Annotated in this window: 23 protein-coding genes; 14 read left to right on the forward strand and 9 right to left on the reverse strand. The window is 64.4% G+C overall.

Annotation, left to right across the window (positions count from 1 at the left end):
• Positions 1–64: 64 nt before the first annotated feature.
• From A9K65_RS04745 to A9K65_RS04755, 3 genes are read right to left on the reverse strand one after another with little or no spacing between them, the layout of a single operon-like run.
• On the reverse strand, positions 65–3412 hold the full coding sequence (locus tag A9K65_RS04745; protein ID WP_064992648.1) for an error-prone DNA polymerase: 3348 nt from the start codon (positions 3410–3412) through the stop codon (positions 65–67).
• The gene (locus tag A9K65_RS04750; protein WP_027162864.1) at positions 3409–4887 is read right to left on the reverse strand and encodes a DUF6504 family protein; all 1479 of its coding nucleotides are present in this window, start codon (positions 4885–4887) and stop codon (positions 3409–3411) included. Before A9K65_RS04750 ends, A9K65_RS04745 begins: the two co-directional genes overlap by 4 nt.
• Positions 4829–5866 carry a hypothetical protein gene (locus A9K65_RS04755; protein ID WP_064992647.1) on the reverse strand — a complete coding sequence of 346 codons (1038 nt, stop codon included), beginning with the start codon at positions 5864–5866 and terminating at the stop codon, positions 4829–4831. Before A9K65_RS04755 ends, A9K65_RS04750 begins: the two co-directional genes overlap by 59 nt.
• 182 nt (positions 5867–6048) lie before the next feature.
• Between A9K65_RS04755 and A9K65_RS04760 the strand changes: the two genes are divergently transcribed.
• A complete protein-coding gene (locus A9K65_RS04760) occupies positions 6049–6471 on the forward strand; it encodes a metallopeptidase family protein (protein ID WP_013528779.1) in 423 nt (140 codons plus the stop codon).
• 187 nt (positions 6472–6658) lie between these two features.
• Here A9K65_RS04760 and A9K65_RS04765 read toward each other — a convergent pair whose 3' ends face one another.
• Positions 6659–6865, reverse strand: a complete 207-nt coding sequence (locus tag A9K65_RS04765; protein ID WP_064992646.1) for a DUF1737 domain-containing protein — start codon at positions 6863–6865, stop codon at positions 6659–6661.
• A gap of 51 nt (positions 6866–6916) precedes the next feature.
• Positions 6917–7792 carry a CoA ester lyase gene (locus A9K65_RS04770; protein ID WP_064992645.1) on the reverse strand — a complete coding sequence of 292 codons (876 nt, stop codon included), beginning with the start codon at positions 7790–7792 and terminating at the stop codon, positions 6917–6919.
• Between the two features lie 337 nt (positions 7793–8129).
• On the opposite strand from A9K65_RS04770, the gene A9K65_RS04775 reads away from it, so the two are divergent.
• From A9K65_RS04775 to A9K65_RS04790, 4 genes are read left to right on the forward strand one after another with little or no spacing between them, the layout of a single operon-like run.
• Positions 8130–9659, forward strand: coding sequence for a DUF4173 domain-containing protein (locus A9K65_RS04775; protein WP_064992644.1), 1530 nt, complete (start codon positions 8130–8132; stop codon positions 9657–9659).
• Between the two features lie 3 nt (positions 9660–9662).
• Positions 9663–10355 (forward strand): response regulator transcription factor, encoded by a 693-nt coding sequence (locus A9K65_RS04780; RefSeq protein ID WP_063169570.1) that lies wholly within the window; start codon positions 9663–9665, stop codon positions 10353–10355.
• The gene (locus A9K65_RS04785; RefSeq protein ID WP_064992643.1) at positions 10346–11947 is read left to right on the forward strand and encodes an ATP-binding protein; all 1602 of its coding nucleotides are present in this window, start codon (positions 10346–10348) and stop codon (positions 11945–11947) included. Before A9K65_RS04780 ends, A9K65_RS04785 begins: the two co-directional genes overlap by 10 nt.
• Positions 11948–11976: 29 nt before the next feature.
• Positions 11977–13143 (forward strand): FAD-binding oxidoreductase, encoded by a 1167-nt coding sequence (locus A9K65_RS04790; protein WP_064993004.1) that lies wholly within the window; start codon positions 11977–11979, stop codon positions 13141–13143.
• A 76-nt stretch (positions 13144–13219) separates the two neighbouring features.
• On the opposite strand, the gene A9K65_RS04795 is transcribed toward A9K65_RS04790, so the two are convergent.
• The gene (locus A9K65_RS04795; RefSeq protein ID WP_013528786.1) at positions 13220–13645 is read right to left on the reverse strand and encodes a GNAT family N-acetyltransferase; all 426 of its coding nucleotides are present in this window, start codon (positions 13643–13645) and stop codon (positions 13220–13222) included.
• Between the two features lie 128 nt (positions 13646–13773).
• Here A9K65_RS04795 and leuD point away from each other — a divergent pair, with 128 nt between their 5' ends.
• The 6 genes from leuD (at position 13774) to A9K65_RS04825 (ending at position 18117) form a co-directional block, all read left to right on the forward strand.
• Positions 13774–14379, forward strand: a complete 606-nt coding sequence (leuD, locus tag A9K65_RS04800) for a 3-isopropylmalate dehydratase small subunit (protein ID WP_013528787.1) — start codon at positions 13774–13776, stop codon at positions 14377–14379.
• 69 nt (positions 14380–14448) lie between these two features.
• Positions 14449–15378, forward strand: a complete 930-nt coding sequence (locus A9K65_RS04805) for a hypothetical protein (protein WP_064992642.1) — start codon at positions 14449–14451, stop codon at positions 15376–15378.
• A gap of 221 nt (positions 15379–15599) precedes the next feature.
• Positions 15600–15983, forward strand: a complete 384-nt coding sequence (locus tag A9K65_RS04810; protein ID WP_024504044.1) for a RidA family protein — start codon at positions 15600–15602, stop codon at positions 15981–15983.
• 13 nt (positions 15984–15996) lie between these two features.
• Positions 15997–16347, forward strand: coding sequence for a VOC family protein (locus A9K65_RS04815; RefSeq protein ID WP_063173390.1), 351 nt, complete (start codon positions 15997–15999; stop codon positions 16345–16347).
• A 173-nt stretch (positions 16348–16520) separates the two neighbouring features.
• Positions 16521–17624 carry a 3-isopropylmalate dehydrogenase gene (leuB, locus tag A9K65_RS04820; RefSeq protein ID WP_064992641.1) on the forward strand — a complete coding sequence of 368 codons (1104 nt, stop codon included), beginning with the start codon at positions 16521–16523 and terminating at the stop codon, positions 17622–17624.
• A 4-nt stretch (positions 17625–17628) separates the two neighbouring features.
• A complete protein-coding gene (locus A9K65_RS04825) occupies positions 17629–18117 on the forward strand; it encodes a GNAT family N-acetyltransferase (protein ID WP_064992640.1) in 489 nt (162 codons plus the stop codon).
• Here the strand turns inward: A9K65_RS04825 and A9K65_RS04830 are convergent.
• Positions 18107–18799, reverse strand: a complete 693-nt coding sequence (locus tag A9K65_RS04830) for a DUF805 domain-containing protein (protein ID WP_064992639.1) — start codon at positions 18797–18799, stop codon at positions 18107–18109. The genes A9K65_RS04825 and A9K65_RS04830 overlap by 11 nt on opposite strands.
• Before the next feature lie 168 nt (positions 18800–18967).
• On the reverse strand, positions 18968–20842 hold the full coding sequence (locus A9K65_RS04835) for a DEAD/DEAH box helicase (RefSeq protein ID WP_064992638.1): 1875 nt from the start codon (positions 20840–20842) through the stop codon (positions 18968–18970).
• A gap of 198 nt (positions 20843–21040) precedes the next feature.
• Here A9K65_RS04835 and A9K65_RS35600 point away from each other — a divergent pair, with 198 nt between their 5' ends.
• Both A9K65_RS35600 and A9K65_RS04840 read left to right on the forward strand, forming a co-directional pair.
• Entirely contained in the window at positions 21041–21190 is a 150-nt protein-coding gene (locus A9K65_RS35600) for a hypothetical protein (RefSeq protein ID WP_167355191.1), read from the forward strand.
• A gap of 107 nt (positions 21191–21297) precedes the next feature.
• Positions 21298–22332, forward strand: a complete 1035-nt coding sequence (locus tag A9K65_RS04840) for an aspartate-semialdehyde dehydrogenase (protein WP_013528795.1) — start codon at positions 21298–21300, stop codon at positions 22330–22332.
• Positions 22333–22488: 156 nt separating this feature from the next.
• Here the strand turns inward: A9K65_RS04840 and A9K65_RS04845 are convergent, their stop codons facing one another.
• On the reverse strand, positions 22489–22896 hold the full coding sequence (locus tag A9K65_RS04845) for an ACT domain-containing protein (RefSeq protein WP_013528796.1): 408 nt from the start codon (positions 22894–22896) through the stop codon (positions 22489–22491).
• Positions 22897–23084: 188 nt separating this feature from the next.
• Here A9K65_RS04845 and A9K65_RS04850 point away from each other — a divergent pair, with 188 nt between their 5' ends.
• Positions 23085–23990: a bestrophin family ion channel gene (locus A9K65_RS04850; RefSeq protein WP_024504034.1), complete on the forward strand. Its 906-nt coding sequence runs from the start codon at positions 23085–23087 to the stop codon at positions 23988–23990.
• Positions 23991–24095 lie beyond the last annotated feature (105 nt).

The raw sequence follows: 24095 nt of genomic DNA on the forward strand, positions 1-24095 counted from the left end.
GGACAGAGGGGGGCGCGAAGGATCGCCGACGTCCGCTTTCGTTCCGTTCTTGGCATGGCCTTGCCTACTGAAAATTCCGCCCCTTGGGCATGACCTGTTCCGCTTCTTCCGACAGCGTTGCGAGATCCTGCCGGATCGGCGCGCTTTGTTTGGCGGGGCTGGAGCGATCCGAACCGTCCTTGGCGAGGTCTCTCGGAGGAACCACTGGTGCAGCCTCGCTGACCTTCTCCAGAAGCACGGTCAGCCAGGGCGTCAGATCCTCGATCTTCTCGGCAACGATGTGGACCACACCCGATTCCGACTGCAATTTCCCGGTGACCTTGACGAACCGGGCCCCCATGACGATAGGCCGATAGCGGTCGAAGGTTCTTTGCCAGAAGATGATGTTGGCCACCGCCTTGTCGTCCTCCAGCGTCAGGAAGATCGCATTGCCCTTGCCGGGGCGCTGCCGCACCAGCACGAGGCCGGCGACCGAGACGCGCCTGCCATCGCGCACGGAAGGAAGATTCGCATTGGGGATGACGCCGGCGCGGTCGAGCCGCTCGCGCAGGAAGGCGACCGGATGCGCCTTCAGCGACAGGCCGAGCGCGCGGTAATCGTGGATGACATGCTCGCCGAGCGGCATTTTCGGCAGCCTCGTCTCCGGTTCCAGCTCGCGCAGGCGAAGCGCCGGCTGGTCGAACAGCGGCAGCCTTTCGGCGGCGCTCTTGCCGTCGAGCGCGCGCACCGCCCACAGGGCTTCGCGACGGTCAAGACCGAGCGAGCGGAAGGCATCGGCCTGCGCCAGTTTTTCGATCTCGCCGACATCGAGGCCGGAGCGCAGCCAGACATCCCTGACGGATACATAGCCTGAGCCGCGCCGCTCGACGAAAGCTTCCATGCGCTCCTTCGACAGGCCCTTGATCTGCCTGAAGCCGAGCCGGACGGCATGCTTCGTCTCGATGACGCCGCGCATTTCGGCATGGCGTGGCAGGATGCGGGCCGGATCGAATGGCGCCTTTTCCAACGTACAATCCCACACCGAAAAATTGACGTCGACGTCGCGGATGTCGACGCCATGGTCGCTTGCGTCGCGCACGAGTTGGGCCGGCTGGTAAAACCCCATCGGCTGCGAATTCAGGATCGCGGCGCAGAACACGTCGGGATAGAAGGTCTTGAACCAGCAGGAGGCATAGACGAGCAGGGCGAAGGAAGCAGCATGGCTTTCAGGAAAGCCGTATTCGCCAAAGCCCTCGATCTGCTTGAAGCAGCGCTCGGCGAAGTCCTTCGTGTAGCCCTTGCCGACCATGCCATTGATCATACGGTCGCGGTAATTGCCGATGGTGCCGGTGCGCTTGAAGGTGGCCATGGCGCGGCGCAGTTCATCGGCTTCGCCCGGTTTGAAACCGCCGGCGACGATGGCGATATTCATCGCCTGTTCCTGGAACAGCGGTACGCCAAGCGTCTTCTTGAGGATCGCTTCCAGCTCCGGCTTTTGATACTCGGCCTGTTCCTTGCCTTGCCGGCGGCGCAGATAGGGATGAACCATGTCGCCCTGGATCGGGCCCGGCCGAACGATCGCCACCTCGATGACGAGATCGTAAAAATTGTCTGGCTTGAGACGCGGCAGCATCGACATCTGGGCCCGCGATTCGATCTGGAAGACGCCGAGCGTGTCGGCGCGGCAGATCATCTTGTAGACCTGCCTGTCCTCCGGCGGCAGGGTGGCCAACACATAGGGCTGCCCATAATCATCCCGCGCATTAGGATAGTGATCCGTGAGCAAGGTGAAGGCGCGTTGCAGGCAGGTCAGCATGCCGAGCGCCAGCACGTCGACTTTCAAGATCTTCACCGCGTCGAGATCGTCCTTGTCCCATTCGACCATCTTGCGCTCGTCCATCGCCGTCTTGACGATGGGCACAATCTCGTCGAGCCGGTCCCTGGTGATGACGAAGCCGCCGACATGCTGGGAGAGATGGCGGGGGAAGCCCATGATCTCATTGGCACGCTCCATCACGTGCCTCGACACCGGGTCGGTGCGGTCGAGGCCGCCGGCGCGGGCTTCCTTCTCGCCAAGCTCCGATGTCGACCAACCCCAGATCGAGCCGGAAAGCGATGCCCTGACATCCTCGGACAGGCCCATCGCCTTCGACACTTCGCGCAGCGCCGACCGGCCGCGATAGCTGATGACGGCGGCGGCAAGTGCCGTGCGCTTGCCGCTGTATTTCTCGTAGATGTACTGGATTACGGTTTCGCGCTTTTCGTGCTCGAAATCGACGTCGATATCCGGCGGTTCGTTTCTCTCCTCGGAAATGAAGCGCTCGAAGAGCGAATCGATTTTTTCCGGCCCCACTTCGGTGATGCCGATGCAGAAGCAGACGACCGAATTGGCGGCTGATCCACGTCCCTGGCAGAGAATATCCTTGCTGCGCGCGAACTTGACGATGTCGTAGACAGTCAGGAAATAGCGGGCATAGTTGAGGCGTTCGATCAAAGCGAGCTCTTCCTCGATGCGCTTGGTCACGGAATCCGGCACACCAGCCGGATAGCGGTTCGCCGCCCCCTCCCGCGCCAGTCGCGCCAGCTCAGCCTGTGGACCAAGACCCGATTCCGTCGGCTCGTCGGGGTAGTTGTACTGGAGGTCGCCAAGCGAGAAGGTCAATTCTGCCGCAAACCGCAGCGTCTCGGCCAGCGCCTGCGGATGCCGGCGGAACAGGCGGCCCATCTCCATCGGCGGCTTCAGATGGCGCTCGGCATTGGCGGAGAGTTGCAGCCCGACCTCGGCAACGGGCGTGTTGAGGCGGATCGCGGTCAGCACGTCCTGCAACGGGCGTCGTTCGGCGGTGTGATAAAGAACGTCGTTGGTCGCCATCAGCGGAATGCCGGCGCTCTCGGCAAGTGCTGCCGCCTGCTCGATGCGGAAACGGTCATTGCCGGCGTAGTCGGGCGAAACGCCAAGCCGCAGGTTCCTGCCGAAACGGCCCTTGAGCTCACCAAGCAAGGCAAGACTGTCTTGCGCCCCCGTCGACAGACCGGGCAGGACCGCCAGCGACATCAGGTCACCCCATTCGAGCAGGTCGCCGCGCTGGAGAAGGGTGGCGCCTTTTTCGTTCTCGTCGCGCAGATTGGCTTGCGTCAGCATGCGGCAGAGGTGCCCCCAGCCCTTGCGGTCCTGGGGATAGGCGAGGATGTCCGGCGTGCCGTCGTCAAAAACCAGCCGGCAGCCGGGGTGATAGGAGAGTTTTTCGACCTTGGCCTGCTGCCAGGCGCGCACCACGCCGGCCACCGTGTTGCGGTCGGCAAGTCCGATCGCCGAGAAGCCCAGGAGCTTGGCCGCGACCACCAGCTCCTCCGGCTTGGAGGCGCCGCGCAGGAAGGAGAAATTCGACTGGATGCCGAACTCGGCATAGGGAATGACCGTCAGCGCGTTCATGCGAAGACTCCATGCAGGAACCAGCGCGGCGGGACTTGCGAGGCGCCGCCGTAGAGGCCTTGCCGGTAGAGCCAGTAGCGGCGGCCGTCGGCATCCTCGATGCGGAAATAGTCGCGCGTCGATGCCGCCTCGTCGCTTGGCGCTTCCCGCCACCATTCGGCGGCGATGCGTTCCGGCCCTTCGGCGCGCTTGACCCGGTAGAGCGCGCGCCGCCAGCGGAAGTTCAGCGGCGGTCCTTCCGGCATTTCGGTGGCCGGCACATCGATGGGTTCGGGCGAGCGGAACAGCCGGATCGGTCGTTCCGGCGGAAATATGGTTTTTGGTGCCTGCAGCCTGTCCGGCTTCTTCGGCGGCGTGGTCCGGCACGGCGCGTCGGTGAAGGGGATGGTGGCGACGGCACGCTCCGGCAGATGGCTTTCGACCGCGACTGGCCGGAGAACCGCGCCATCGCCGAGCCGGGCGCGGATGCGGTCGGCGAACAGCGCGATATCGGCGCCGTCGTCGGTCACCTCGCCGGCAAGATCGGCCTGCTGCATGTCGAAGGTGGCTGATGCCAACACCGAGAGCCGCACCAGATCGAAACCATAACCGGCATCGATATCCTGTTCGAGCGCGGCCAGCCTTTCATGGAACAGTTTCTGGATCAGCATGGGTTCGCGCATCGGCCGCGAGGTACCGAGCGCGATGCGGCTGACGGCGCCGTCGACGCGAAAGAGCAGCAGCGCCAGCGTCCGGGCGCCCTCGCCGCGGCGCTCGAGGTCGGTCTTCAAGGTCGCCGCCAGCATGCCCACCAGCCGTTCGATGTCCTCGGTCAGGGTGACGGGTTCGGCGAGGTGGCGTTCGACCGAAAGCGGCGCGACGGGCAGGCGCGGCGACACCGCCTCGTCGAGCCGGCCAAGCGCCTGGTCGAGGCGCAGGAGCAGCAGGGCGCCGAAGCGGCGGGCGAGCGGCGCGCGCGGTGCCGCCATGACGGCGCCCGCCGTGCGCAGGCCCACACTTTCCAGGCTGGTGCGGGTCGAAGGTTCTATGCGCAGCGCGGCCAGCGGCAGGGGCGCCAGCAGCGCCTCCTCCTCGCCTGACACAACGATGCGGTCGCCGCAAAAGCGTGCCGCCGCCCAGGCCGCACCCGGCGTCGCGGCAAGCCCGGCGCGGACATCGAAACCCTGATGGAAGAAGCGCGACAGGATGTCGTCCAGCATGGCGCGCTCGCCGCCGAACAGATGGGTGCAGCCGGTGACGTCGAGAAACAGGCCGTCTGCCCCGTCCAGCGCCACCAGCGGGGTGTAGCGGTCGCACCAGTCGGCGAGGCCTTCGAGCAGGCGGCGATCGGCTTCCGGATCGGCCTCGACGACGTCGATCGACGGATGCATGGCGCGCGCATCGGCGATGCCCATGTCGCGCTTCAGGTGCAGCGCCTCAGCCCGCTCGTCGAGGGCCGAGATGCGCTGTGCGTTGCGGTCGCGATGGCTGATCACGAGCGGCGGGTGAGAGGGGTGATCCGACGGCCGGGAACGCCAGGACCGCCCCAGACGCTGGCGCAGGATCCTTTCCGCCGCCAGATAGGGAAACCATAGGGACAGGATTCTTTGGCCGGTTTCTTTCCCCACCTGCTCCTTCGTCGCCCGCTCTTTCGTCGAATGCGCGTTCATCGGGGTTCCACTCCAGTGTGAATTGTCCAGGCAGGGCCGTGCGGCTCTTGCCGATGGTGAGGGTGAAGGCCGGGCGGCCGATCGAGCCGGCCAGCGGCCCGGCGATGGTGTCGCGCGGCACCGCCGGCGCCGAGGCGACGATGAGGCGGACGGGTGCCGCCGTCGGTTCGGGCCCAGCCGCCTGCCCCAGCAGGAACACCGGCCGGCCGGCCGCTTGCGCCCTTGCATGCAGCCGGCGTGTCGCGGTCAGGTCAAGCCGCTGCGGATTGCCGCGGATTTCCAGGATGACGGCGGCGAGCGCCGTCATCCGGGCCGCCTCCTCGGCGACCCACAGTGCATCGACGAGCCTTGGCGCCTCGGAAAACAGCAATTGCTCCGGCTCGATGCCGAACGAGGCGTGAAGCCCCCTGGCATAGGGAAAGCCGGCCTCGCGAAAAATCTCCGATGTGCCGATCCACAGCACCGGCAGCCCCGGCGTTTGCTTGAGGATCAGGCTGGTGAGCGACAAAGCGAAGCCGGCGACGGCCCCGGCATCGCGGGTTTCAAGCCCATGGATTTCGCTCAGGGCGGCCTTCGGCAGCCCGCCGCTCAGGGCGGCATCGAGGCGCCCGACGCCGATAGGCAGGAACGCATCCGGCAACGCCGCGGCAATGCCACGCCGGACGATTGTGAGATCAGTGTTGACGTCAGCATCAAAGGGTGCGGCTGCCGGCGCAGCCAAGCGCTCGGGCAGCGTTCCCTCGATTTTCGCGATCTGGCGGCGCAGGGCAAAAACAGTCTCCCGCGCCACGGCGGTCATCGCCATGACGGTCAGCTTCCACTCACAATTGTTCCTGTTATGTTCCTATAGATTCCAGAGCGCATCCCAAGAGTCAAGCAGAGTCATGGGGAATTTATTCCTCTCTGCAGGGATGGCGCAGGCGCATCGGCCCGTTCATTTGCCGATTCCGGTGCGAAAGCCTATATGCCGGGATCAAAGGACAAAGCATGGCCCGCATCTACAAGACCCGCACCTGGCACGACGAACTCTCGCCCTCGATGGACGAAATGGAGTTCCTGGCGCTGGAGGCGTACGCCCATCTGCCGGAGGATTTTCGCAAGCTGACCGGCGAGATCGTCATCCAGATCGCCGAATTCCCGACCGACGAAATCATGGACGATCTGTCGCTGGAAACGCCATTCGACCTGCTCGGCCTGTTCGAGGGACGCGGCATCGCCGAGCGCTGGAACCCGCAGACCGGCGAAGGCCCGAACCGCATCACGCTCTACCGCCGCGCCATCCTCGATTACTGGTCCGAGAACGAAGAGACGCTGGGCGACATCGTCACCCACGTGCTGATCCACGAGATCGGCCACCATTTCGGCCTGTCGGACGAAGATATGGAGAAGATCGAAGAGGCGGCGGAGTAGGGTGCGCTGATATTCAGGTGATGCCGGCCTGCAAATGATGGCTTCCTGCGCTTCCCCGCTCTACCGCGTCGCGGTAGAACTGTGCTCACGTACCCAAAAGTACGCTCCGCTCCGGTTCTCGGAAACCACCATTTTCGACTCGGCCTGACCTGAATCTCAACACACCCTGCGTCGGAGCTTTTCAAATCTACCAGTCACTCAGCTTGGTATCGGGCCCGTATTCCTGACCGTCGATATCCTTGACCACGGCCTGGCCGCAACGCATCGCTTTGGCCTTCTTGTCGTAGTCATAGGTCGGCGAGCCGAACAGATGCCAGCCCTTGTTCAGCGCCGCTGTCACCTTGTGGCAGAAGCTGGCATCGTCCGGAGCGGACAGAAAGCGGTAGAGTTTCATTGTTCAATTCCTGTCGTGAGTAGCTGTAGCCCGCTCGCATCCATCGAGCATTTATGACCCGATGGCGGCTGCCTTCGCCAGCAGTTTTTCGGCCTGCGCCAGATGCAGCCGCTCGACCATCCTGCCGTTCAGCGCGATCACGCCCTTGCCGGCATTCTCGGCGAGCGCGAAGGCTTCCTTCACCGAGCGTGCCTCGGCCACCGCTTCCGTGGACGGCACGAAGGCGCGGTTGGCGGCTTCGATCTGGGCCGGGTGGATGAGGCTCTTGCCGTCGAACCCCATGGCCGCGGCTTCCGCGCATTCATGGGCGAAAGCGTCGAGGTCGCGAAAATCGTTGGAGACGCCGTCGAGCATGTCGATGCCGCCGGCGCGTGCGGCCAGCACCATCTGCATCAGCCATGGCACGAGGTAGCGCCTGTCAGGCGTCGCCAGAATGCCGGTCTCCTTGACCAGATCATTCGTTCCGGCAACGAAACAATTGAGCCGCGAGGCCGGATCGCGGCCAAGTTCGGCGATGGCGCCGATGTTGAGCAGCGCCTTGGGCGTCTCGATCATCGCCCATAGTTTCACGCTGTGGGGAGCGAAATTATCGTCGAGCACGTCGCCGGCCTCGAGCAGGTCGCGCGGCGTGTCGACCTTGGGCAGAAGGATGCCGTCGGGTTCGCAGCTTGCGGCAGCCAGCAGGTCGTCGGCGCCCCATTCGCCTGATATCGCATTGATGCGCACGATCATCTCGCAGCGTCTCTCGGAATGGCCGGCGAAAATGCCGGCCAGTTTTTCGCGAGCGGCGATCTTGTCGGCCGGAGCGACGGCGTCTTCCAGGTCGATGATGATGGCATCGCAGGCAAGCTGCGCGATCTTGGCCAAGGCCTTGTCGCTGGAGGCCGGGATGTAGAGCACGGAGCGGCGCGGGCGATAGGTTTCCATGGATGATCTATGCCGCTTGTGGGCGGGTGAGGCAAGTCGGGCATGAAGCTACCAATCTCCCCACGAGGGGGGAGATCGGCAGCGTTTACCCCTGCACGAAAACTGCACGGGCCTGCGGAAAACCTCCTCGGATCCGCCCTGCCGTTTCCCCGCCCGCTTGCGAGACAAGCGGCATGCACAAGCGAGCAAAGCCCCGTTGGTCCCTGCCTCACCGACTGCGGAGCGAGGGCTGGTGGCTGGCCGATCCGCCGCGCGCGTGTCCCGTCGCAACCCTCATTCCCTTTGTCCGCAGAAGCCCGCCAACGGTTCGGCTGGAAGCCATCAGGAAAGCCAGGTCATGACAGCGTTGTTCTCCGCCGCGCCGAGCTATTGCAGCCGTTTCGGTGTCGCCATCCTGCTGGCAGCGCTCGCGGATCTTCTGTTCTATGGCCAGCCCGCCGGGATCACGGTTTTCCTGTTCGCCCTGCTGATTGCCGCGGCGGTCGTGGCTGTGCACCCGGCCGCCTTCAACGACGGCCGGGTCTGGCTCAAGCCCATCGCCATGCTTGTCGCGCTGCTGCCGCTGGCTGAAAACGTCAGCACCCTGTCGGTCTCGATCGCGCTGGCGGCGCTGACCGTCTTCGCGCTTTCGTTGAGCGGCCGGCTGAGGCACAGCATCGCCCGCATTGCCGGGCAGATCGTGCTGTTCGGGCTGGCGGCGCCGTTCCGCTTCGTCATTGATTTCATCCGCTGGCGCAGGACGGCGCGGCGGTTCGGTGGGCGTCGCATCCGGCTGGCGGCGATCGCCGTCTGGGTGATGCCGCTGACGCTGGGCGCGGTCTTCCTGGCGCTGTTCGGTGCCGCCAATCCGGTCATCGACTATTGGCTGTCGCTGATCGATCTCGTGAGGCTGCTCGATCTTATCCAGCTGGCGCGGATTGCCTTCTGGCTGTTCGTGCTCGCCGCTGTCTGGGCTTTTCTGCGACCGCGCCTGGTTCGCCGCATCCCGCGCGCGTTGCCGGCGGTCAGCGCTCAAGCCGGCAAAACCGCCACCACCATCGAAGACATCCTGTTCGGCAAGGCCGCCATCCTGCGCGCCCTGATCGTCTTCAACATCCTGTTTGCGCTGCAGACGGCGCTCGACGCCGCCTATCTGTGGGGCGGGGCAGCGCTTCCCGATGGGCTGAGCTACGCCTCCTACGCGCATCGTGGCGCCTATCCCTTGATCGTCACGGCACTGCTTGCCGCCGGCTTCGTGCTGGCAGCGCTGCGACCCGGCAGCGAAACCTCGGCCGATCCGCTGATCCGCCGGCTGGTCTATGCCTGGGTGGCGCAGAACATCATGCTGGTCATCTCGTCGATCCTGCGGCTCGACCTCTATGTCGGCATCTATGCATTGACCTACTGGCGCGTCGCCGCCTTTGTCTGGATGGGGCTGGTGGCAGCAGGCCTTGCCCTGATCATTGCCCGTATCGCGCTTAGAAAATCCAACGAATGGCTGCTGTCCGCCAATCTTCTGACGTTATCCCTGACGCTTTATGCCGGCTGTTTCATCAATTTCGCAGCAACGATCGCCAACTACAATGTCGACCATTCCCTCGAAATGACCGGCCAGGGCATTCCCCTAGACGCCTGGTATCTTCACTCGCTCGGTCCGGGTGCGTTTCCCGCGCTCGATCGCTTCCTCGAGCACCAGGGCAAGACGACAGCCGCCGGCACTGTCCGCGAACTGGCCGGCGTGCGCGGCAGCGACGAAATCTGGTATCGAACCATCCAGCAGAACTGGCGGGCCTGGAGCTTTCGCGACTGGCGGCTGCTTCGATATCTCGACACCAAGGAGCCGTTCGTGATTCCCTCCGCTATCGAACCTTCCATGCCGGGCCGCTGATCCATGCCGCATCACATCCTCGTCGCCGACGATGACCCGCACATCCGCGAGGTGATCTGCTTTGCCTTGGAGAAGGCCGGCATGAAAACGACAGGGGTGGCCGACGGTGCCGCCGCCTTGCAGGCAATCGGCCGCCGGGCACCGGACCTCGTCGTGCTCGATATCGGCATGCCGGAAATGGACGGGCTGGAGGTCTGCCGGCGGCTGCGGCACATATCCGATGTGCCGGTGCTGTTCCTCTCTGCGCGCGACGAGGAGATCGACCGCATCCTCGGGCTCGAAATGGGCGGCGACGACTATGTGACGAAACCATTCAGCCCGCGCGAGCTGGTTGCCCGCGTCAACGTCATCCTGCGGCGCGCCCGCCCGGCGGTGCCCGAACCGGCCGACGACAGGCAGTTTTCGCATGGCAAACTGGCTCTGGCGCCGGCCAGCCATACCGCCAGCTTCGACGGCAAGCCGTTATCGTTAACAGGAATAGAGTTCTCGATCCTGAAGGGGTTCCTGGCGCGGCCGGCGCATGTGCTCGACCGCGACGCGGTGACGGCCAGCGCCTATGCCGCAAACATCCACGTCGCCGGCCGCACCGTCGACAGCCACATCCGCAACATCCGCGCCAAACTGGCAGCCGTGGGTTGCCCTAATGTCATCGAGACGGTGCATGGCGTCGGCTTCCGGCTTGGCCGATGCGGCTGACGGCCTCCAGCAAATGGATCGGCCGCAAATGGCGGCCACGGCTTGCCACGGTCGTCGTCGCCATCCTGATCATGGTGATGGCCTTGCCACTGGTCGGCCTGTTCTTCTTCCGCCTCTACGAGAACCAGCTGATCCGCCAGACCGAGGCGGAGCTGATCGCGCAAGGCGCTGCCATCGCCGCCATCTATGCGCGGGATGTACGTGACGCCGGCATCCCACCGGAAAAGCTCGGTGCGCCGATGCCGGAGCCAAGTGGGGATTCAAGCCGCAGCGTCAATCCGGACCCGCTCTACAGGCCAATCGAACCGCAGCTCGATCTTGCCTCGGATTATGTCCTGCCGACCCGGCCGGCGGCGATGCCGGTGATCGTCGATCCCGCCTTCGCGGTGATCGGCGCGCGCCTGTCCGGCATCCTCGACGCCACCCAGAAAACCACGTTGGCCGGCTTCCGGCTGCTCGACCCCCGGGGCGTCGTCATTGCCGGGCGCGGCGAGGTCGGCCAGTCGCTCAGTGCGGTCGAAGAGGTGCGCACAGCACTTGCCGGCCACTATGCCAGCGCGCTCAGGCTGCGCATTCCCGACCAGCCGACGCCACCGCTCTATTCGGTCAGCCGCGGCACCAAGGTGCGTGTCTTCGTCGCCCTGCCGGTCGCTGTCGACGGCCAGGTCGCCGGCGTCGTCTATGTGTCGCGGACGCCCAACAACATCATCAAGCATCTCTATGGCGAACGCGGCAAGGTGACGTTGGCGGCGATCGCCATTCTCGGCGGCACGCTGCTCATCGGTCTCATCTTCCTGCGCACCGTCAGCCGGCCGATCTATGCGCTGATCGACCGCACCGAGCGCATCGCCGCCGGCGACCGCACGGCGATCCGGCCGCTCGACCACCACGGCACGCGAGAGATGGCGGAGCTGTCCGCAGCCTTCCTCGACATGGCCGAGAAGCTTCAGGCACGGTCGGACTCGGTCCAGACTTTCGCCACACATGTCTCGCATGAGCTCAAATCGCCGCTGACGGCGATCCAGGGCGCGGCCGAATTGCTGCGCGATTCCGGTGGCGCGATGGACGATGCGGAGCGGCGGCGTTTCTCCAACAATATCGTCACCGATGCGGGGCGGCTCAATCTGCTGGTGCGGCGCCTGCTCGACCTGGCACGCGCCGAAAACCTGGCGCCGAGCGGCGAAAGCACATCGCTCGGTGCGGCACTGTCGCTGCTGCCCGTCGACAACAGGCTCGCGGTTAGCATCGGGGCCGGCGGCGACATCAGATTGCGCATATCGGCCGAGAACGCGGCTATCGTGCTGGCCAATCTCATCGACAATTCGGCCAGGCATGGCGCGATGCAGGTTTCTGTCTCCGCTACGAGCGCCGGCGGCAAGGCGAGCATCCTGGTCAGCGACGACGGTGCCGGCATTTCGCCGAGCAACCGGGCGCGCATTTTCGAGCCGTTCTTCACCACGCGGCGCGAACAGGGCGGCACCGGCATGGGCCTCGGCATCGTGCTGGCCCTCCTGAAAGCGCATGATGGTATGATCGCGCTGGTTGACAGCGAGCGCGGCACGCGCTTCGAGGTCATTCTGCCGGTGGCGTGAAGGACACTATCGGCCGGATCGGAGAGAACATGCGCTACGACATCGTCATCATCGGCGGAGCCATCGTCGGCTCCTCGGTCGCCTATTACCTGCGTGAGCAAGGGTTTTCCGGCACGATCGCGCTGGTCGAGCGTGATCCGCAATTCGCGCATGCGGCAACGACGCTGTCCATGGCCTCGATCCGCCAGCAATTCTCGATCCCGGAAAACATCCGCCTGTCGCAGTTCACGCTGAAGCTGTTCCGGCGGCTGAAGGAAGAGTTCGGGGATGACGCCGATATCGGCTTTCGCGAGGGCGGCTACCTCATCCTTGCCGGCGAGGACGGCTTGCCGATCCTGAGGAGCAATCACCAGGCGCAGATCGCCGAGGGCGCCGACATTGTGCTGGAGGACGCGGATCAGCTGGTGCGCCGGTTCCCATGGCTGTCGACCGAGGGCATTTCAGCCGGCGCCTATGGCCGCACCGGCGAAGGCTGGTTCGACGCGCATGCGATGCTGACGCTGTTCCGCAAGGCGCTGCGGCAGAAGAAAGTCGATTTCATCGCCGCAGATGTCACCGGCATCGCGCGCGATGGCAACCGCGTCACGGGAGTGAGCCTGGGCAATGGCGAGACGCTGGAGGCTGGCATCGTCGTCAACGCCGCCGGCCCTAACGCCGGCAAGGTGGCTGCCATGGCCGGGCTCGAGCTGCCGGTCGAGCCGCGCAAGCGCAATGTCTTCGTCTTCGAGGCGCGCGAGAAATATGCCGACATGCCGCTGCTGGTCGATCCCTCCGGCATCTATGTCCGTCCGGAAGGCTCGGTCTACCTCACCGGCGGCGCCGAACCGGAGGAAGGCGACTGCGCACCCGATCCCGGCGACTTCGAGGTAAACTGGCCACTGTTCGAAGAGGTGATCTGGCCGGTGCTGGCGACCCGTATTCCCGCCTTCGAGGCGATCAAGCCGACCCGTGCCTGGGCCGGCCACTACGACTACAACACGCTCGACCAGAACGCGGTGATCGGTCCGCATCCCGACGTCGGCAATTTCCTGTTCGCCAACGGCTTTTCCGGCCACGGCCTGCAGCAGGCGCCAGCAGTGGGCAAAGCGCTGGCCGAGCTGATCGTGCATGGCGGTTATCGCACGGTGGATTGCTCGGCGTTCGGGTATGAGCGGGTGGCGGAGGGAAGGGCGTTCCGGGAATTGAATGTGATTTGAGCGGGCAAAGGGAAGGTCCTTTTTGACGCTGGCGCGAAGGATCGCCACGGTTGCGGAAGAGTATTTCGAGCGGCCCTTAACCCTTGCGGTCGAACCAGAAGGCGTCGGCCATGCGCTTCATGCCGATACGTTCGTAGAAGCCGACGGCATCGGGCATGGAGATCAGGCTGATGGCGACCGATGGTCCAAGCTGCCGGCGCGCCTCGTCCATCAGGCCCTTGCCGATGCCGAGCCCCTGTGCCGATCGGGAAACGGCGAGTTCGGAGATGTAGCAGACCCAGGAGAAGTCGGTGATCGCCCTGATGACGCCGATCAGCGGCTTGCCCTGAATATCAAGGCGCGCGGTCAGCACCAGATTGGCGCCCGACAGCATCGCCCGCAGCCGCGCTTCATCATCGATCGGCCGTGTCTCGCCGAGGCCGGATTCGACCAGCACGCGACGGAATTCGGCGATGTCGAGCGCGGGTTCTCTTTCGTAGAGGACGTGTGCGTTTTCTGCCATGGCCGCCAGATTGCACCATCGGGCTGGCTTGTGCCACCATGCACGAACAGTTGCCTTTTATTTGCCGCCGGCTTTGTGTAAACCGGGCCTCAGCAAATTCCCCCGCAACGAAAACACGGGCAAAAACCATGGAAAAATTCACCAAGCTCACCGGCGTCGCCGCTCCGATGCCGATCGTCAATGTCGACACCGACATGATCATCCCGAAGGATTATCTCAAGACGATCAAGCGCACCGGGCTCGGCACCGGCCTGTTCGCCGAAATGCGCTACAAGGACGACGGTTCGGAAAACCCGGATTTCGTGCTCAACAAGCCGGCCTACCGCAAGGCGCAGATCCTGGTCGCCGGCGACAATTTCGGCTGCGGCTCCAGCCGAGAGCATGCGCCGTGGGCGCTGCTCGACTTCGGTATTCGCTGCGTCATCTCGACCTCGTTCGCCGACATTTTCTACAACAACTGCTTCAAGAACGGCATCCTGCCGATCACCGTCAGCCCCGAGGATCTCGAGAAGCTGATGGACGACGCCTCGCGCGGCTCCAATGCCACCGTGTCGGTCGACCTCGAAGCCAAGGAAATCCGTGGGCCGGATGGCGGCGTGGTCAAATTCGACCTCGACGACTTCAAGCGGCACTGCCTGCTCAACGGGCTCGACGATATCGGCCTGACCATGGAGAAAGCCGGCGCCATCGCTTCGTTCGAGAAGCGCAACGCCGAACAGCGCCCCTGGGCCTGAGCGGCGCGCTCCGGACGGATGGATCTGGCCTTTCGGGCCGGTTCGCGGCGACTGAGTGGAGGGACAGTCATGACACGTTCGCTTCTTGCCGGCCTTTGCGGGCTGGCCTTGTTGCTGGGGCAAATCGCCAGCGCGTCTGCGCAGACCCAGACGCCCGCCACACAGCCGGCCCCGGCGACGGAGCAGCCGTCCGCCGATCAGGGGACGAACGCCGCCGATGCTTCCGATGACGACAAGCAAGCTCCCGTCCCATTCGAAGGCGGCACGCTGACCATCACCCAGAAGGAACAGTATGGCGAGAAGGTGCTTGCCTATGACGGCAAGCAGTTGGCCAGCAATTACGATGTCTTCTTCGACAAAACAGTCGAGGTCGGCGGCGTCAAGGTGGCGCTGTTCGATGTCGGCGATGGCGGCAACCAATGCGGGCCGGCGACGGTGATCGTCTGGAAACCGGAAGGCGGCACGATCCAGAGCACCACGGTCGAGCAGGACCAGTGCGGCGCGCCGCCCTCGGCGGTGTCCGACAACGCCATCTATTTCGTGCCCTACCTGTTGCCGGGAGATCAGAAGCCGGCTTTGCAATGGTCGCCGACCGACGGGCTGACGATTTCGGGCAATCTTACCTACATGCCGGAACCCGGAACGGACTGGAAAGACATCGATCCGGAAAAGTACCAGAACATCATCGACGCCTTCCACAATGAGGCCGTCTACACGGAAGCGGAAAAGCTGCTCGGCAAGGACATGCCCGACATGGCGACCAGTCTGCTGGTCGGCGGCGGCACCGAAAAGACCGCTTCGGGCGCCTTCTACGCCAGCGGCTGCGTGCCGCATGACTGCGGCGGCAATGACGGCTTCATGGCGGTCGACCCGGCCCAGCACAAACTCTACTTCGCCCGCCGCGGCGACAATGGCCAGCCGCAGGCGTGGCCTGGTGTGGCGACATGGCCGGCGGATGTGAAGGCGGCGTTGGACAAGGCGCTGGGGGCGGCAAATTAAAGCTTTAGCGTTGCGCAGCACCCCCTCGCTTTCGTCATCCTATGGTCTGCGCCGCGTCGCTACGCTCCTTGCTCCGCCATAGGATGACGACGGAAGGGATGCTTCAACCAATCTCGGAGGTTCGCGCTTCGCTTCCGGGATAACAGTTTGCCTGGCTTGGCCCACGACCCGCGCCGTTCCGCCTGCTAATGCTGGCCGACAACCCAAGCAAGGCCCCTCATATGCGCAAACTCATCTCCACCGGTTCGCCGTTCGAAAAGACCGCCGGCTATTCGCGCGCCGTGGTGCAGGGCGACTGGTGTTTTGTGTCCGGCACCACCGGCTATGACTACGCGACGATGACGATGCCGGAGACGGTGGAGGCGCAGACGCGCAATTGCCTGGCGACGATCGGCAAGGCGCTGAAGGACGGCGGCTTCGAGATGGCTGACGTGGTGCGGGCGCATTACTACATCACCGACCAGGCCTTCGTGGATGTAGTCTTCCCGATCCTCGGCGAGACGTTCGGTGACATCAGGCCGGCAGCGACGATGATCGTCTGCCAACTCAACAAACCGGAAATGAAGATCGAGATCGAGGTGACGGCGCTGCGGCGCACGGCCTGAAGGGCGACCGACGATGAAAGTCCAGCGCATCGTTGCCAATATCGAGACAGCGGATGTCGCGGCGGCGAAGCGTTTCTACCAGGATGTGCTCGGTCTCGACCTGCTGATGGACCTCGGCTGGATCGCGACCTACGGCTCGCAAGCAAAGATGGATGTCCAGGTCAGCTTCATGGCGCAAGGCGGCTCCGGCACGCCGGTGCCCGACCTCTCCATCGAGGTCGACGATGTCGATGCGGCGCTCGACGCCATGCAGGCGGCCGGCTTCGCCATCGAATACGGACCGGCCGACGAGCCCTGGGGCGTGCGGCGCTTCTACGTCCGCGATCCGTTCGGCCGGCTGATCAACATTCTCTCGCATCGGTAGACGGCCACAGGACGCTTCCGACGCTGGCGGGACAGAAGGATCTCGGCGCTCGTCCCCTTGCATGCAACTCGCTTGGCGTTTAGCAAGACCGCGGTCGCACAGCGACGCGCGCCCTTTGGGGCGCAAAGGACGCTGTGCAAATCGAAACACATTCTTTCCAGGACGGTTTCTCCATGGCAACGAAGCATCTTTTCCTGCTCCCCGGTGACGGCATCGGTCCTGAGGCCATGGCCGAGGTCAAGAAACTGATCGCGGTCATGAACGACAGGCTCGGCAGCGGTTTTGCCACCGATGAGGGGCTGGTCGGCGGCTGTGCCTATGACGCGCATGGCGCGGCGATCTCCGATGCCGACATGGAAAAGGCGATGGCGGCCGACGCGGTGCTGTTCGGCGCCGTCGGCGGTCCGAAATGGGATGCGGTGCCCTATGAGGTGCGCCCGGAAGCCGGCCTGCTGCGCCTGCGCAAGGACATGGAGCTATTCGCCAATCTGCGCCCGGCCATCTGCTATCCGGCGCTGGCGGCGTCCTCCTCGCTCAAGCAGGAGGTGGTCGAAGGTCTCGACATATTGATCGTGCGCGAGCTGACCGGTGGCGTCTATTTCGGCGAGCCCAAGCAGATCATCGATCTCGGCAACGGACAGAAGCGCGGCATCGACACGCAGGTCTACGACACGTTCGAGATCGAGCGCATTTCGGGCGTCGCCTTCGAACTCGCGCGCACCCGCAAGAACCACGTCACCTCGATGGAAAAGCGCAATGTGATGAAGTCGGGCGTGTTGTGGAACGAGGTCGTCAGCCAGACCCACAAGGCGCGCTATTCCGACGTCAAGCTCGACCACATGCTGGCCGACGCCGGCGGCATGCAGCTGGTGCGCTGGCCAAAGCAGTTCGACGTCATCGTCACCGACAATCTGTTCGGCGATATGCTGTCCGATATCGCCGCTATGCTGACCGGCTCGATCGGCATGCTGCCGTCGGCCTCGCTCGGGGCGCCTGACGTGAAGACCAAGAAGCGCAAGGCGCTCTACGAGCCGGTGCACGGTTCGGCGCCCGACATTGCCGGCAAGGGCATTGCCAACCCGATCGCCATGATCGCCTCCTTCGCCATGTGCCTGCGCTATTCCTTCGGCATGGTCGATGAAGCCGACCGCGTCGAAGGCGCGATCGCCGCCGTGCTCGACGCGGGCCTGCGGACGAAAGACATCATGTCCGATGGCATGACCGAGGTCGGTACGGTTGAGATGGGCGACGCGATCATCGCCAAATTCCTGGGCTGATACCGTGACGGTCGACGTCCGCTGGGCGACGATCGAGGACGCGACGACGCTCGCGGCCATGTTTTGCGAGATGGCGGAACATTATCGGCAACCGCCTCTCGATGCCGACCGGGCCCTGTCTGCGGCACGAAAATGGCTTGGCGAGGAAAGCCCGGCCTATCCGCATTTCGCGCTCGCCTTCATCGAGGGCGAGGTCAGCGGCCTGGCGTCGGTGGCGATCGCGCATCCCGGTATCGATCTCGAGCGGCTGCTGTTCCTCAAGGACCTGTTCGTGCGCGACAAAGCCCGCAACGCTGGTGTCGGCCGGGCGCTGATCGGCTTTCTCGCCGATCATTGCCTGCGCGAAGGCATCGGCCGCATCGACCTGACCAGCGAGGACTGGAACGAAGGCGCGCAGCACTTCTACGACCGGCTTGGCGCAGAACGCCACGGCCAGAAGGTCTTTCTCAGGCTTTCGGGCGAGGCGCTGAAGGCGATCATCCCTAGACCCTGACGCCCGCCGGCACCGGTCCCCACTGGTTTTCGCGGGCCTGCGTCGGGATCAGCGCGAAGACCAGGATGATCAGGCTGCCGATGGTCGGGATCAGCACCACCAGATAAAGCCAGCCCGAGAGGCCGATGTCATGGATGCGGCGAACGGTCATGCCGAGGCTGGGCAGCAGTGTCGCCAGAATGAAGGTGCCGCAAAGACCAACGGTTACCGCCGCCGATACGCTGCTGTCGAAATTGCCCATCTCGTTGTCGGCGAAAAGGCCGATGCCGCCGATGACAAGCAGCGAGACCACCCAAAACAGGAAATAACCCCAATATTCCTTGCGGCGGGCGCGGCCGGCGAAATTGAAATAGTTTTGCGTTACGCCGCGCCAGAAATAGCCCCACAAATCGGTAGGCTCGGCCTGCTCGGAAGAGCGGCCGAAATGCCGCGCCTGGGGCGTAGAAGCCGCCGGTGCGGTCTTGATGCCGGAGTCCGCGGCGACCCCAGGGGCAGGCGGGGAGGCGATCGAAAAGACGTCGCGCGCCTGGCCGCCGCCCGGCTGGAACTCGACTGCCGCGCCCTTCCGCATAGCGGTTTCCCGGCGCAAATTCTCGCGGGTGAAGGTGTAACGTTTGCCATCGGCTCCGGTGATGAAGCCAAACCCCTGGTCCTCGTCATAGTGAAGCACTTCACCGCGCATTTGCCGCCCCCGCTTGCCATTCGCGCCCGGCCCAGACTGTTCAAAGTTCCGGCAGATCGCAAGAGGCAAGGACAAAATGGAGCGGGCAATTGCTCCAGGTTTGAACTCCGTCACATTATCCGATGTCGGCGCGGCCCCTCAGGCCGCGCCTGTGGATCCGTTGAAAGGCTAACCTGGCCGCTTCTTCGCCTTCTTGTGCTTGGGGGCGCCGGCGGTGTCGAATTTCGGCTTGCCGGGCTTCTTCGCCCACGGCTTTGCGTCATGCGGGGCGGCTGGACGTTGATCGGCCGAGGCCGGTGGACGCTTTTCGAATTTGCGCTTCGGCGCGTTGGGGTCGAACGGCGCCTTGCCGCGATGCGGCTTCTTGTCGGAGCTTGGCGGCTGATAGCCGGCGCGCGACAGATCGGGCGTGCCGTCCAGCCGCTTCACCAGGATGTTGTTCTGCAGTTTGCGATCGGGACCGATCGCGGCCAGGAAGCGATCGGCCCAATCGGCCGCGATCTGCACGAAGGTCTCATCCGGCTGCATCTTGATGGCGCCGATCTCGCGCTTCGAGATGCTGCCGGTGCGGCACAGCATCGGGATCAGCCAGCGCGGCTCGGCATTCTGCTTCCGTCCGATCGACAGCGAGAACCAGACGCTGGCGCCGAAATCGTCGCGGCGGCTGGGCGCCTCGTCGCGGCGCGCGAAACCTTCGCCCGCCGGCCTTTCACGCGACGGCGTGAAGGGCGCGATCTCCATGAGGTCCTCGGGGGCCGAGCGGCTGGCGCGGCACTGGCGCACGAAGGCAGCGGCCACCTTTTCGGCGCCATGCCTGGCGAGCAGCGCGTCGATGAAGGAGCGCTCGTCCTCCTTCACCGGCTCATCGAAAGCCGGATCGGCAAGGATGCGCTCGTCGTCGCGCCGCATCACGTCGTCGGCCGAGGGCGGGCTCGCCCATGTCGCCTTGAGGCCGGCGTTCTGCAACAGCCGTTCGGTGCGCTTGCGGGCGCTGTTGGGCACGATCAGCGCGCTGACGCCCTTGCGCCCGGCGCGGCCGGTGCGGCCGCTGCGGTGCAGCAGCGTTTCCGGGTTGGTCGGCAAATCGGCGTGGATGACCAGCTCAAGATTGGGCAGGTCGATGCCGCGCGCCGCGACATCGGTGGCGATACAGACTTTTGCGCGGCCGTCCCGCATCGCTTGCAGCGCATGGCTGCGCTCATTCTGGCTGAGCTCGCCCGACAGGGCGACGACGGAGAAGTTGCGGTTGTTGAAGCGCGCGGTCAGATGATTGACGGCGGCACGCGTGTTGCAGAACACCAGCGCGTTCTTGGCTTCGTAATAGCGCAGCACATTGATGATGGCGTTCTCGCGGTCGGGCTGGGCGACGCTCAGCGCCCGATATTCGATGTCGAGATGCTGCTTCTCCTCGCCGGCGGCCGAAATGCGCACCGCATCGCGCTGATAGCCCTGGGCGAGCGTGGCGATCGAGCGCGGCACCGTGGCCGAGAACATCAGCGTCCGGCGTTCGGCCGGAGCGGCGTCGAGGATGAATTCGAGGTCTTCGCGAAAGCCGAGATCGAGCATCTCGTCGGCCTCGTCGAGCACCACCGCCTTCAGCGCCGACATGTCGAGCGAGCGCCGGGTGATGTGGTCGCGCAGCCGGCCGGGCGTGCCGACGACGATATGGGCGCCACGCTCCAGCACACGCCGCTCCGAGCGCATGTCCATGCCGCCGACGCAGGACGCCACGGTGGCGCCGGTCAGTTCGTAGAGCCATTCCAGTTCGCGCGTCACCTGCAAGGCGAGTTCGCGCGTCGGCGCCACCGCCAGCGCCAGTGGTGCAGCGGCGTGGCCGAAGCGCTCCGCGCCCTCAAGCAGGGTCGGCGCCAGAGCGAGGCCGAAGGCCACCGTCTTGCCGGAGCCGGTCTGCGCCGAAACCAGCGCATCGGCCTCGCCGAGCTCGGGCGCCACGACCGCCTTCTGGACGGGCGTCAGCTCGGAATAGCCGCGTTTCTCCAGCGCCCTGGCAAGCGCTGGAACAAGTGCTTCGAAGTTGGACATCTCACTCTTTCGGAATTTTAGGGTCCGCGCTCATCACGGAGCACATGCCGGGGCGGGCCTCGCGCCAGCCAAACAATCTTGGCCGTTCGTACTTCGCGCAGCCGCGATTGTACAGGGCGCGCGCAAAACCAGGCGCCGCTCGGCAATTGACTCTTGCCGCAAACCGCGTAAAAGCCGGCACCGAACGGGACAGTTTCGATGCGCGGCCTTTTGACGGCTCTTCCTGCATTCGATGCCCCCAGCCTCAATGCACATCATTGGGCCGGGCGCGTCGGCGCATCTCCTCGTTTCAGCAAAACCGCATTCTTGGCCGAGAAAACTGGCAAAACCACCACCAAAACGGTGTGATTCCCTTGGCCTAACCACCCTCTCCCGGGTTCGGCCCGGGGGACGGAACCCGCAGCGGCCAGCGGGTTTCTCCAAAAACCAAGCGGAGAGGGACAGGAGATTTTTCGATGAGTTTCAAGGTAGCGATCGTCGGCGCCACGGGCAATGTGGGCCGGGAAATGCTCAACATATTGGAAGAGCGCGGCTTTCCGGTAAGCGAAGTCGTGGCGCTGGCGTCGCGGCGCAGCCAGGGCACGGAAGTGTCGTTCGGCGACCGCACGCTGAAGGTGAAGACGCTCGACCAGTATGATTTTTCCGACACCGACATCTGCATCATGTCGGCCGGCGGCAGCGTCTCCAAGGAATGGTCGCCGAAGATCGGCAAGCAGGGCTGCGTCGTCATCGATAATTCGTCGGCCTTCCGCTACGACCAGGACGTGCCGCTGATCGTGCCGGAAGTGAACCCGGACGCGATCTCGCTGTTCACGCGCAAGAACATCATCGCCAATCCGAACTGCTCGACGGCGCAGCTGGTGGTGGCATTGAAGCCACTGCACGATTTCGCAACCATCAAGCGCGTCGTCGTCGCCACCTATCAATCGGTGTCGGGCGCCGGCAAGGAAGGCATGGACGAACTCTTTACCCAGACCCGCGCGGTCTTCGTCGCCGATGGCGTCGAGGTCAAGAAGTTCACCAAGCGCATCGCCTTCAATGTCATCCCGCACATCGACGTCTTCCTCGACGACGGCTCCACCAAGGAAGAGTGGAAGATGGTCGCCGAGACCAAGAAGATGCTCGACCCCAAGATCAAGCTGACGGCGACCTGCGTGCGCGTGCCGGTGTTCATCGGCCACTCGGAAGCGGTCAACATCGAGTTCGAAAAGCCGATCACCGCCGACGACGCGCGGGATATCCTGCGTGAAGCCCCAGGCTGCCAGGTCTTGGACAAGCGCGAGGACGGAGGCTACATCACGCCGCTGGAATCGGCCGGCGAGGACGCCACCTTCATCTCGCGCATCCGCGAGGATTCGACCATCGACAACGGCCTGTCGATGTGGATCGTCTCCGACAATCTGCGCAAGGGCGCCGCACTCAACGCGGTGCAGATCGCCGAGCTTTTGGTCGAGCGCGGCCTGATCCAGCCGAAGAAGAAGGCGGCCTGACGGCTGATTTAGTTTTCGCTCACGGGCCGCACCGCCGCTAGCGCGGCTGGCCCGCGGTCGCGGGCTCCGCCCTCGGCCGGGATGCTGAAGGTTTGCGGAGCATTGATGAAGGCCAATCTCCCCCACGAGGGGGAGATCGGCAGCTTCGCCGATGCGCTACACTCGGTTGTCTTCGGCCAGCCCGATCAGCAGCTTCAGTGCCTCCTCCGCCCTATCGGCGGGAACGAACAGATGGTCGTGATAAAAGGCCGAAACCGGGTTCACGCCCATGCCGGCGGCGGCCAGGCGCGTGGTGATGGCGGCGAGGAAGCCGACGGCTTCCAGCGACGAATGGATGTTCAGCGTCAGCATCCGGCAGCGGAACGAAGCGGTCAGTGCCGCGGCGTTGGCCTCCTCCTCGGTCACGATCAGCGTCACACCCTCGCGCTCGCGAAACACCATCACCGGCTCAACGCCTTCCGGCTGAGGGACGCCGGGTGCCAGCGTGACGAAGACATAGGCGCCGGCGAGCAGCTCCGGTGTCATCGACGCCAGCAGTGTCTTGAGATCGGTTTCGCCGGCCATCTGTCTTCCCTCGCCTGCAAAAAACGGGCCGCAGCCCACGTGCTCTTCAATATCCGCGACCGGCGCGTGCCGATAGTCCAGGCGCTGCAAGGACGACATGGCGATGTCGCTGGCGGCTGGGCTTGCAGAGCTGTCGCATCGCACAATAGAGAAGCTGAGGGCCAGTGCCGGTCCGTGAAAGGCCTTCGATGATCGTTCGCCCGCGCCCCACATTCCTGCAGCTGTTCTTCATCATGCGCGGTTCGGTCGTGCCACGCATTCTGCCGCAGATATTGGGCTTCGCGCTTTATTCCGCGATCATCCTGGCCGCGGCGCGCCGGTTCCAGCTTGATTTCAGCGTCTTCAACATCACGCCTTTCGGCCTGGTCGGCGTGACATTGTCGATCTATCTCTCGTTCCGCAACAACGCCGCCTACGACCGTTGGTGGGAGGCGCGCAAGCTGTGGGGCGCGCTGGTCTTCGAAATGCGCAACCTGGCACGCGCCACCACCAGCCTCATCCTGGACCAGACTGAACAGCGCGCCCTGCTGATGGAAGCGCTCGCCTTCTGTCATTTCCTGCGCGGGCAGCTGCGCAAGATCGACAGCATGAAGGATGCCCGTGCCTTCATCGACGCGGAGGCGGACAAGGCAGCAGCCTTTTCCAATCCGGCGGATGAGATGGTCAGGCGGATGGGCCGGCGTGCCAATGCGCAGCGCCTGGCGGGCGACGTCGACACGATCGGCTTTCGTATCCTCGATGAGAGGCTCGCGTCGGTCGCGGCCATCCAGGCCGGCTGCGAGCGGATCGCCGGTACGCCCTTGCCGTTCGCCTACACGCTGCTGGTGCATCGCACGGCCTATATCGTCTGCCTGCTGCTGCCGGTCGGCCTGATCTCGACCACCGGTTGGGCGACGCCGCTGTTCACCGCGCTGATCGCCTATACTTTCTTCGGCCTCGACGCGCTGTCGGAAGAGCTCGAGGATCCGTTCGGCACCGAAGCCAACGACCTCGCTCTCGACAGCCTCTGCCGTGTCTGCGAAATCTCGGTGTTCGAGGCGCTGGGCGAAACGCCGCCGAAGATGATCCCGGCGGAAAAGTTCTATTTTTCGTAGGCAAAGGCGCGCGGGCTTAGCGGGATTAAAAGAATCCGCCCCGCTGTCGGATCGCCGCTCCATGCCACGTCCTTGGTTCGACCCCAGCAAGAAGGGGATAGAACC

The sequence above is a fragment of the Mesorhizobium sp. WSM1497 genome (genome assembly GCF_001672455.2).
Taxonomy (GTDB): Bacteria; Pseudomonadota; Alphaproteobacteria; order Rhizobiales; family Rhizobiaceae; genus Mesorhizobium; species Mesorhizobium ciceri.